The 9157-nt window shown below is 44.1% G+C and carries 9 protein-coding genes and 1 pseudogene; 6 read left to right on the plus strand and 4 right to left on the minus strand.

Annotated elements, in window-relative coordinates:
- Nucleotides 1-340 precede the first annotated feature (340 nt).
- From V7K30_RS10250 to V7K30_RS10270, 5 genes are all read left to right on the plus strand, one after another.
- On the plus strand, nt 341-1468 hold the full coding sequence (locus tag V7K30_RS10250; protein ID WP_334998938.1) for a hypothetical protein: 1128 nt from the start codon (nt 341-343) through the stop codon (nt 1466-1468).
- 190 nt (nt 1469-1658) lie between these two features.
- On the plus strand, nt 1659-2147 hold the full coding sequence (locus V7K30_RS10255; protein WP_334998939.1) for a hypothetical protein: 489 nt from the start codon (nt 1659-1661) through the stop codon (nt 2145-2147).
- Nucleotides 2148-2307: 160 nt separating this feature from the next.
- Nucleotides 2308-2517, plus strand: coding sequence for a hypothetical protein (locus V7K30_RS10260; protein ID WP_334998940.1), 210 nt, complete (start codon nt 2308-2310; stop codon nt 2515-2517).
- Between the two features lie 17 nt (nt 2518-2534).
- The gene (locus V7K30_RS10265; RefSeq protein WP_334998941.1) at nt 2535-4163 is read left to right on the plus strand and encodes a hypothetical protein; all 1629 of its coding nucleotides are present in this window, start codon (nt 2535-2537) and stop codon (nt 4161-4163) included.
- On the plus strand, nt 4160-4930 hold the full coding sequence (locus V7K30_RS10270) for a hypothetical protein (RefSeq protein WP_334998942.1): 771 nt from the start codon (nt 4160-4162) through the stop codon (nt 4928-4930). The genes V7K30_RS10265 and V7K30_RS10270 overlap by 4 nt, the downstream gene beginning before the upstream one ends.
- 248 nt (nt 4931-5178) lie before the next feature.
- Here V7K30_RS10270 and V7K30_RS10275 read toward each other — a convergent pair whose 3' ends face one another.
- The 4 genes from V7K30_RS10275 to V7K30_RS10290 all read right to left on the minus strand — a co-directional run bounded on the left by V7K30_RS10275 (nt 5179) and on the right by V7K30_RS10290 (nt 8779).
- Nucleotides 5179-5661, minus strand: a complete 483-nt coding sequence (locus tag V7K30_RS10275) for a hypothetical protein (protein ID WP_229475639.1) — start codon at nt 5659-5661, stop codon at nt 5179-5181.
- The gene (locus V7K30_RS10280) at nt 5654-6967 is read right to left on the minus strand and encodes an AAA family ATPase (RefSeq protein WP_334998943.1); all 1314 of its coding nucleotides are present in this window, start codon (nt 6965-6967) and stop codon (nt 5654-5656) included. The genes V7K30_RS10275 and V7K30_RS10280 overlap by 8 nt, the downstream gene beginning before the upstream one ends.
- Nucleotides 6968-7061: 94 nt before the next feature.
- Nucleotides 7062-7283: a hypothetical protein gene (locus tag V7K30_RS10285; RefSeq protein WP_094346945.1), complete on the minus strand. Its 222-nt coding sequence runs from the start codon at nt 7281-7283 to the stop codon at nt 7062-7064.
- Between the two features lie 239 nt (nt 7284-7522).
- Complete coding sequence (locus V7K30_RS10290; protein WP_334998944.1) at nt 7523-8779, minus strand: hybrid sensor histidine kinase/response regulator; 1257 nt, start codon at nt 8777-8779, stop codon at nt 7523-7525.
- Nucleotides 8780-8821: 42 nt separating this feature from the next.
- Here V7K30_RS10290 and V7K30_RS34215 point away from each other — a divergent pair.
- Nucleotides 8822-9067 (plus strand): annotated as a pseudogene (locus V7K30_RS34215) (group II intron maturase-specific domain-containing protein); the annotation flags it as partial.
- Nucleotides 9068-9157: the final 90 nt, after the last annotated feature.

Genomic DNA, 9157 nt, shown 5'->3' on the forward strand with positions numbered 1-9157 from the left:
TTTAAATTAAGCTGAAACCGTAACCTGGCATAGAGTTGAGGAGTTAAGCTAATTCCTTAGCGTACAATTTTCCCGTTTTGGCACAGTCCTGCCATCAGTAGCTTTGACCAAAGAGGCAGGGGAGCAGGGGATAAATATTCTGGAATTCCCCAGCAATCAAGGATTTCAAGCCCCTAAATTTATTTATGCTCAAATCTTAAATATTTATTTCGAGCATCAAGTGCCACGAGAAATAATGCGCCCAGGCGAGACGCTCCGCCTCCAGTCTGTTTTCTTGCCCCTAAATTTATTTATGGGGTTTTCCCCCCTGCTCCCTGCCCCCTGCCCCATTTCCTCTTTGATGACACTCATGATCCACATTATTGCTCAATCATTTCCAGTAACAGGCGGAGAATCCGATGCTCTAGAAATTATCTCCAGTTCTTTAGAACTTTCTCGCGCCACAGTTGAGTCGTGGAATACCGTCTGGCTAGTTACTTTAGATCCGCTCGGTTCGGCATTATGGATTGGCTTGATTAAATTGGGCATCACCTTGGGAGCCGCCAGTATCTTATTTGTGGCGCTAACCACTGGCAAAGAAATCATTGAAAAGCAATCATGGTCAGAACTGGCATCAATCTTTGTTTGGCCCATCGTGATTATGATTTTCTTGGGGGCCAACGGAAATATGCTGGCGAAGACAATTACTGTTATCCGAGGCTTCGCTTACAACCAAGTGCAAAGCGTTCTTCAGCTTCAAGTTGGTGAACTAACATTTCGAGATGCTATTACCAATGTGGCAATTAGCAGTATCGCTAGACAACAGCTAGAAAACCTCTATAGCGAATGTCAAGGAAAAGTCGGTACAGAGTTAGTTGAATGCTGGAACTCAAAGCAAGCCCAGGCACAGGCAATTGTTACCAAAGCTGAAGAGCAAGCTAAATCTCCACTCCAACCACTACGAGATTTTGGTAGTTTTCTCTGGAATAGAACTTTGCCCGGTCAAATCGGTACTGCTGTTCAGTTTGCCAATGATCCAGGTAGTGTGTTTCGAGATACTGCCATCCCCATTATTCGCTTTATCCTGTATGCCCTGCAATGGGGCTTTGTAAATATTTTGGAAGCTGCTCTGTTGCTGACAGCATTATTTGCACCGATCGCAGTTGGTTTATCTTTACTGCCATTACAAGGTCGTCCTATTTGGGCATGGCTGACAGGGTTTATTTCCTTGTTTGGCGTTCAACTTGGTTACAACATTTTAGTAGGTTTAGCAGCCGTCGTGTTGGTGAAGTCGGGTGCTGAATTAGCATCGGATGTAGCATTTTTATGTTTCCTGAGCATCTTTGCACCAGTGTTGGCGGTATTGATAGCTGGAGGTGGGGGAATGGCAATCTATAACGGCATTTCTGCCAATGTCAAAGGCTTAACCGATATTTTTAGCAGTGCCATTGGAACTGCAACCAGTATTGCTCTACTCCGCAGGGGGTAATAAGTAATCAGACAGAAATATTTAGACGGTCATGTGATGAATCATACAACGAGGGCATGAAAATTAACCTACCCTCATCCCTAGTCCCTATTTTCAAGACAGGCATCAGAAATTTCCAAGACGAATTAAGAACCTTTAACACAAGGCTGTTCGGTGGATTTTCAAACAATACTACTTATGCCAATTTGGTATGACTCTGCAAATTAAACGACTTCAAGCTCCATTGCTTCCAGAAGCCAAAAACCTCCTAGCTGTTTGCTTTATTTGCCTAACTGCATTTAACGGTCTGATATTTTTGTTGACTCTATTCACCGCTTTCAGGGTCAATAAAATCGCCGATCGCAAGACGACTTTTGCCCAGTTGGTAAATGGCGAGACAATCTACATTTCCGAGCAAGACCGCAACTGGCGCTATCCAGCTGTAATTCAAAAGGTAGTTAGTGACTGGACAACCCTAACATTTAACTGGGATGACAAACTCACCGGCACTAATCAACTAGACCAAGGCATTCAAATTGGTAGAAATGGGCGGATTCCTACAAATACTTGGTTTGCTTCCCTGCTGCTAGAACCGGAATTTGCCAAAGCTTCTCTACCAAAGATTGCCGAATTAATTCCTACTACCGTCTTTTCAGGTCAGCTTCGCAGCACCACTATAGAACTCATATTTGATTTTTGAAAAAACTCAGTACAACTCAAAGAGGCTTCTTCCCTACTCCCCACTCCCTACTCCCCATTCCCACCCTACGCAAATAATTTCAGAAATCAAATCGGATTGCTATATAATTTCCTATCTGTCAGAACCGAGAGCAGTACGACCTGGGGAATGGGAAATAGACATGATTGCTACCCGCATCTTAGTTGACCGCACTACTGGTAGAGATGAGCGTATTTCTTTTAACCGCACATTTACCGTTCAAGCAGTGGAGATTCCCCAATCTCCTTTAGGTAAAGATGCCCTCCTGGTAGAACAGAAAATTTATGAAGTGCGATCGTCTGGACTGCAAATTACCAAGATGGTTGAGTTCAATTCTCAGCAACGACGCTAAAGGAAAAAGGTAGAATTATGAGCAATTCAAATCAAAACCATGAATTTGACTACCTAAATCAAAACTCTGGTGATTCTTCGCCGGAATTCAACAGTACTAACGGCAATCATCGCTCTACCCAAGCCACTTTGGTTGCTGATGATGATATCAGCCCTGAAGAGGAGCAGTTGTTGGCAGGCTATAACCCTACCGCAAATCACCTTATTTCCGAAGAATATCGCTTGAAACAGGACGCAGAAGGAGCGGTAGAGCGACCGTTAGCAGAAAAACCTAGTGTCCGACTAGGTTCAGTAGTTGCCTTAGTCGGAATCGTTATTGGCTCTGTAGCACTTATCTGGTTTGGATTTCTCCAACCTAAACCTCCTGTCAAACAAGTAGTCCAAAATCCTACTACATCTCCAAAAGACGAATCAGTTTTGGATGAATCTGCCGAACTTAAAAGCAGATTAGCGTTTCAAGACCAACGGCAACAACTCAAAGTAGAACCTGTTGCTGCTAAATCCCCAAGTCCAACCTTACAAAATAAACCCAAACCAACGCCATCTTCTCAGACTTTTTCCCCGCGCACAACTCCTGCATCACGCATAACACCAATAACTCCTGTAAGAATTTCTCAACCTGCGCCCCCAGTAGTGCGGTATATTTCTCGAAATCCTGTAAGTTATCAAGCTTCAACACCAATACGACAGCCTGAAAGTAATGTCGATCCTTTCCAGCAGTGGAACCAACTAGCTAGCCTGGGACAGTCGCAAATCGGTAACTCTAAAGCAGCTGAAACTCAGTCAGAAGTTGCTGTTAACACTCAAACTCCAACAGGCTTGAAACCAACAGCTAGGGCATCCATTTCCACTCCCCAAGACCCTGGTATTCAAACAGTTTTAATTGGCTCTAAAAGCACTGACAGTAAAACTGATAACTTGACTCCAGGAATGGTAGGTATCCTCAATCGCACCCCTGTATCTTCAGCCGATCTCAATGTGAATGAAACTAAAGAGGTAGCACTGGGTACATCTGCCCAAGGTAGAATTATCATGCCGATGATTTGGGATCAGGAGGGGGATAATCCCAGCGATCGCTTTGCTATCGAGTTAACCAAACCTCTCACAGCTACAGATGGCACGGTGGCACTCCCTGCTGGTACTGTTTTCGTTACTAAAACAGTGGCAGTAGGTAAAAAAAGTAATTTAGTATCTGCTAGTGCGATCGCAATTATTTACCCTGACTTCCAAGGCACAGTTAAACAGGAAACCATTCCGGCTGAGACTTTGTTAATCCGTGGTCGAGGACAGCAACCGTTAATTGCTAAAAAGCTGAATGATGTGGGGACAGATATTGCCCAACAAGATTTATTAGTTGGATTACTCAGTAGTTTGGGTAAAGTGGGAAGCATAGTGAATCAGCCCCGCACTCAATCTAGCACTGTTGTTTCTAGTGGCACTTTTAACCAAAGTACTGTTACCAGTAACTCTAATCCTCAGATTTGGGCGGCGGCGCTAGAAGGCTTTTTTAGTCCAGTCAGTGAACGTCTGTCTAGACGCTCTGACCAAGCAGTGCAGGAATTACTACAACGTCCCAATATCCAGTTTTTACCTGAAGGTACAGAAGTCTCGGTTGTCGTCAATAGTTTTTTGAAAGTTGAACGATGAAACAATTTGCTACTCTTATCATCGGCACTACCACATTACTGCTCAGTGTGACAGCGCCTGTTGTACAGGCACAAGCACAAACTCTTACATATCGCTTGATTGAACGGGATATGGCTACAAGCAATAGAATTCAGGTTCAAGTTACCCCAGGACGTGCTACGCCTATTAGTTTCACTCAAACCGATGAGGCGATCGCCTACATTTTGGTAGCAGATCCTTCACGACTAGTCTACACCACAGATACAGATTTAAAAAACGGACGCGCCACAACCATCTTTCTGCGGGCAATCCAACCACTAAAGTTTCCAGGGGCTACCACTACTGCCATTACTAACTTACTTGTGCAAACTGTAGACAAAACGGGACAAAAACGACTCTACAACTTCGATATCGTTCCAGTGCGTAGAAACACTGGGTATGTTGGTATTCAGATTGCAAATGCGATTACCTCCGGCACTGCGCCAAGACGCGGAGCGGCTTCTGAAAGTAGTGGAATCGCTGGTCAGCAGACACTATTGATAGATAAAAATCGCAGAGCTAGAGTAGATGATATTGAAACCGGGCTGAGAATTGCTATTAATCGGGGTTACACCAACAAAAGCGATCCAGTTGTTCCTAAAGTGCAGCAAGTTTTATCTCTATTGCGAAATAGCAGAGTAACAATCCCAGAAGCAGCTACATCTGTTGGTGTTCCAGTTGAGGTTATTTCTGAATTAGGAAGAATCGCCTTAAATGACCGCCTACTCAGACTAGGACAGCAACGCTAGAGGTTATGCATTATGCACTGGTTAAAATACATTTCTTGTTACTAAATTCAGATAATTCAGAATTTGAAAATAGAAAAATTAATTAATGCAATAATTTTGAAGCAGGGAGATAGCGACGGTCAAAAAGCCAACTGAGTGATAAGTCAGTAAGCATTGCTTAATGCGATTATTTGAGAATTTGTTGAAAACACAGGCTTCTTAATGACAACATACGTTCGCCCTAATCTCGATGCTGATGCTAAGTATTGTCATTTTCCCCTTTGGTGATAATTCTGTAAATCGCTGTCTAATGACCATATAAACACTTCACTCATTTGAAAGAGATTACAGGACTTATGAAATTCCTGAATGATGCTAAAATCACCGAAACTGGTTCCTTCTTGCTTATTAGGAGCTTTGTTTTTGCCAGCCAGATCCGGGAACTGGTCAATCCACTCCAATATCTCTGCCGTGTTTGGGAATGTAGTAGGTCTCCAGGGAGCTACGCCTGTGAATGCCTCTTTAACTTCTTTAACAAAACGTAAGGCGGTTTTCCTTCGCATTGTGCCATCGCCGTTCTGGGCAATATGGTTGCCTGTTTCAAGTATCGTCGCCATAGGCAACAAAAAAGTACAGCCAGATTGAGCATAGGTCTGAAAATCTTCGAGAACTGATGCTCTATGCTGATTATAGTTGGGAACGTTCAGTATTTCGAGGAATATGCTGGTATCTATTAGGCAGATACTACTCATTGCTGTACTCCTGCAAACGAGACAGCCATTCCATAGCTTGCTGTTTTCTATCTTCTGGTGTGTGCGGCGACTTGACAAACCGATCCACTACCCCAGCAGTTACCAGTTGACCGAGCGGCCCCTGAGATATCAGACTTGGGAAATCGTACATATCCCCAAGCCGTACAAGGCGGCTATCTCCTGACTCTGGATCTCGGAAACAAAACACTACATCACCGAGGGCAGCATCGGGTAAGGCATCCATTAAGGCTGGGTTGTGGGTAGAAAGCAGCACCCGCAATTTCCGCCGCTCGGCAATATCCCGGATGCTGGCGAGTAGATGCTGGGCGCGGTTGGGATGAACGCCGTTGTCGATTTCCTCGATTACCACTAAACTACCAACGGGTGCCGATAGCATAGCCGCCGCGATCGCTAACACCCGCAAAGTACCATCGGATAATAACGCCGCCTCACAATAGCGACGGGTATTGCCAAAGGTTTCTGCTAGTTGCACCATGACTTCATCCCGTGGGCCGAAAAGGAAATCTAGCCCCTCTATAGCCTGTTCTGGTAGACTCTGGATAAAGTTGAGAATTGCCTGTTGATTTTCGGCTTGGTTCTCCCACAAGCGATACAGGACGCTGGAAAGATTGGTACCATCTTCTTGTAATCGCTTATCAGATTTGAAGCTGTACTCGCGCATTCTCGCGGGAACGGGATCTAGAAACAGGATGTTCTTTAAAATTCGTTGATATTCGCGGACGGTATCAGGAATTATCTTTTGGGATATGGGGTACTTTGGATCAAAATGGGCAGGGGTGTCTAATTGCACGAATATAGCCATCTGATCGCTGCACGTTACTCGTGGCTTGTTCTTCCCCCTTGTAAAGTTGTTATATGCGACACTAACATCAGTCCCTACTCCTTGAGAAGGCTGATCTAGGTCATATAGCGGCACTTGACTTGTCGAGCCAACGATTCGCTCACTACTGATGTGCAGTTCTCCGTCACGCACATTCAGGGTTATATCGAGTTGGTTCCACTCTCTTGAGTCTAAACGGCAACCAATGGTAAAATTTGACTCTCCCCGATGGCACAAGTCATTTACTCGACCGCGTACAACGCGCTCTGCACTATTTACTGCATATTGAATGCTAGAAAGTTTTTGTCCTTGTGCCAGCCATGACAGAAAGCGCAGACCTTCAAGGGCATTACTTTTACCTGCGGCGTTTGCACCTATTAGTACTGTCAGCGACCCAAGGGGCAATCGGCTTGTACTGTAGCTTTTGAAGTTGGCGAGGGTAAATTCTGTCAGCATGGCACTCATCTTACAATTATCATCTCAAGGCTCAATGGTGGAGGGAGGCGAAGAGGGCATCGAGTTCTGACAGTGAGGCGTGGTGACTCATCTCTAAAGCCCGTTACTGTGAGTCGGTTATTGTGCAGGTTCCGAGTTGGGGACAAATAATCTCTATTGCCTTACTCTTGAAAAAAACAATTCTGTGTTCGTTATCTTCAGAGTCTCCTAAAGTGACTCGTTTACGGATGCTCATGTTTTTCATATCAGAGACGGTATTCTCAAAGAAATCCGATTGATGCCCACAGTCGCAGCGAAAGGATGATGGATACAGTTCTATTGCCATCTTACACACCATGACTTACCCCGCCAAATACTACCATGCTAGTCAGGCGATATTTGACAGGAATAGTAAGGTAATCAGTGGGGTATTCAAGCAAGAATACCTCACTCGCTAGCTGAAAGATGTCCAGAAAACCCCGTGAGATCAAACCAGGATACTGTTATCACATTACCATTCGCTGCAATAACCGTGAGTTTCAGTTAACTCACCACGAATGCCGTCGGTGATTGCTATACTGTTGATCAAGTTTTTAATACCTTGATTATCTTGTCCACGAGTTCCATTGGATCAATTGGCTTGGCAATAAAAAGTTGAAACCCTGCTTTTAAAATACGTTGCTCATTTTTGGCTTCAGCAAAAGCAGTGAGAGCGATCGCTGGAATTTGTCCCCCTTTCTCCATAGTGCGGGAGCGAACCTGACGAATCAAGGTAAAGCCATCCTCATCTGGCATACTGATATCACTAATCAGTAGTGCAGGCGATTGTTGTTCTAAAAGTGCCAATGCTTCTTTTACTGATGCTGCCCCTAATACATCTGCCCCGGCGCTCTGAAGAACAGTCTGCATTAACATCCGAGCATCTGCATCGTCATCCACAACCAGAATGCACAAGTTTTGCAATTGGGCAATTTCCTTATTCCCATGCAGCAATTCTCCTAGTACTAGTTCATCATTGCTCAACTGCTTTGTCATTGTCACGATAGGTAGCCTCACCGTGAATGTCGAACCCTTGCCGAATCCCGCACTGGCTGCTGTGATATTGCCATTGTGGAGTTGTACTATGTAATGAGCGATCGCAAGTCCTAAACCTAATCCACCAGCAGAACGAGTAGTGGAAGCGTCACGCTGACTAAACCGTTCAAAGACGAATGGTATAAATTCTGCTTCTATGCCCCTCCCTCGATCAATAACAGTAATCTGAGCTTGAGACTCAACTTCCTCCAACCTGACCTCTACACTTTCATTCTTGGAACTAAACTTGATTGCATTTGAAAGCAAATTCCAAACTACTTGTTGTAAACGAATCGCATCACCTAAAACCTTGGACACAGCATCAAGATGTAACTGAATTTGAATGCCCTTTGTTTCGGCTGACAATCGAATAGTATCTGCTGCTGACCGAATTACACTTGCTAAATCAACAGATTCGATTTCCAAATTCATCTCGCCCTTCTGCATCCTAGCCAGATCCAAGAAATCGTCAATTAAGCGAACTTGTAGACGGGCATTCCGCTCAATCGTTTCCAGTCCCTCAATTTTCAGTGCTTCATCCATCTCAGATTCAGTTAGCAATAGTTGCGCCCAGCCGTGAAGATTATGCATGGGAGTACGTAACTCATGAGACAAGACAGCGACGAATTCATCCTTTACTCGATTTATTTCTGCCAGTTCCTCAGTCTTTTGTCTCAGTTCTTCCTCTACACGCTTTTGTTCGGTGATATCAATACCGATTAAAAATGCGGCTCTAATGTATGACCGAGCCTTGCAAGCGCTAGTCAAGATGGCTTTACGCCAAGCTCACAAAAGTTAAAAGTACATTATGACAAGATAGTAAAAACCATCAATGCCCATAGGTCAGCACCACAAACGGCGCTCATTCGGAACTTAAATCCGATTATTAAAGGATGGGCAAACTACTATTCAACAGTTGTAAGTAAGAAATCTTACTCACGATTAGATAACTTAATATACAAGAAACTTAGAGTTGGGTCAAAACATCGCCACAACAACAAAACGGTAAAATGGATAGCAAAGAAATATTGGCAATCCATTGGCGGTGATAATTAGACCAGTCCTAAAACTTGCAAGCAAGTATTTACAAGGCTTTGAAACCAATCCTTGCAGCTTTTCTTTGAACGTAACAATTAGGGTTTGATA

It is taken from the genome of Nostoc sp. (assembly GCF_036917655.1).
Lineage (GTDB): Bacteria > Cyanobacteriota > Cyanobacteriia > Cyanobacteriales > Nostocaceae > Nostoc.